Annotated in this window: 2 protein-coding genes and 1 pseudogene; all 3 read right to left on the bottom strand. The window is 47.1% G+C overall.

From position 1 onward, the window contains the following. Positions 1-191 (bottom strand): hypothetical protein (locus tag B3O33_RS08645; RefSeq protein WP_292363418.1); only part of this gene is annotated, 191 nt, incomplete at its 3' end. Next, complete coding sequence (locus tag B3O33_RS08640; protein WP_292359953.1) at positions 192-779, bottom strand: succinate dehydrogenase; 588 nt, start codon at positions 777-779, stop codon at positions 192-194. It lies immediately after the preceding gene. Continuing rightward, positions 779-1,035: pseudogene (locus B3O33_RS08635) on the bottom strand (hypothetical protein); the annotation flags it as partial. The pseudogene B3O33_RS08635 and the gene B3O33_RS08640, both read right to left, overlap by 1 nt.

Genomic DNA, 1,035 nt, shown 5'->3' with positions numbered 1-1,035 from the left:
TTAACCTGATACCCCATTTCGGCAAGTGACGCCGCTGCAGAAGCGCCTGCCAGACCGGTTCCTACCACAATCACCCGGTAACGTTTTCGATTAGCCGGACTGACTACTCGCAGATTGTATTTATGCTGGGTCCAGCGTTGTTCCAGCGGACCTTTCGGGGAAAAGCTGTCTAATGGTTGTTCGTCAGTCATTTATGCTTTCCAGTAGGCCACTATTGGCACGATGGCAAATCCCACCACCAATAACACGACAATTGCTGTGCTGATCCAGTAAAACTGTTTAGAAGTTTTGCCCAGGGTTTGCAACACATTGGTTAACGAATGCTGCAAATGCAGTCCTATTAACAGCACGCCCCCCAGATAAATCGCTAATTGCCAGACAGAGCTGAATAAGGTGACTGTCTGCCCGTATATATCAGCACCGCCAAATGACCACATTTGCGCCATATGCCAGACAATAAACAGCAGAATCAGCGTGATAACAATGGATACCAGCCAGGCGGGAATAAAATGATGTTGCCGGTGATGATAGGCATGAATTCTGGCCTTACTGTTATGCAGTCGGATTTGCACCGCCACAATCACATGAAACACCAATGACGCTGCCACTAATAGCCATAAGGGCCAGCGAATCAGCGGTTGATTATAAAAATCGTAAAACGCCTGATATTGCTCGGGGCTGAAAAAGCTCAGATTACTGAGCATATGAAAAATCAGATAAGCGGTCAGCACCAGACCGGCCATCGCCATCAGACGCTTTTTAACTTGCAATAAGGCCATCAGCTTTCCCGGCTCATAACAATCTGATCAGTCTCCGACAACGGTTCGAGTTTTTCACGCTGAATGGTACGCACACAGCTGTTCCAGCGCAGAATGGCTTCATCATTATGATCAGGACGCATTTGCTCAGCCTGCTGATAACACTCTAACGCTTTAATAAAATAATCGTAGGCAAAGGCACGGGACATCGGTTGTGTCAGCATAAAACGGGCGCGCCGTTCCAGAACAATACCAGTGTAGTAAATCTGTTTATATT

The organism is Methylophaga sp. UBA1464, from assembly GCF_002325665.1.
GTDB lineage: Bacteria > Pseudomonadota > Gammaproteobacteria > Nitrosococcales > Methylophagaceae > Methylophaga.
The sequence above is the reverse complement of the archived record's forward strand: the minus strand, read 5'-3'. Positions and strand labels throughout refer to the sequence as shown.

Coding starts and splice junctions, on each gene's coding strand:
- B3O33_RS08640 (WP_292359953.1), bottom strand. CDS start 779: ATGGCCTTATTGCAAGTTAAAAAGCGTCTGATGGCGATGGCCGGTCTG.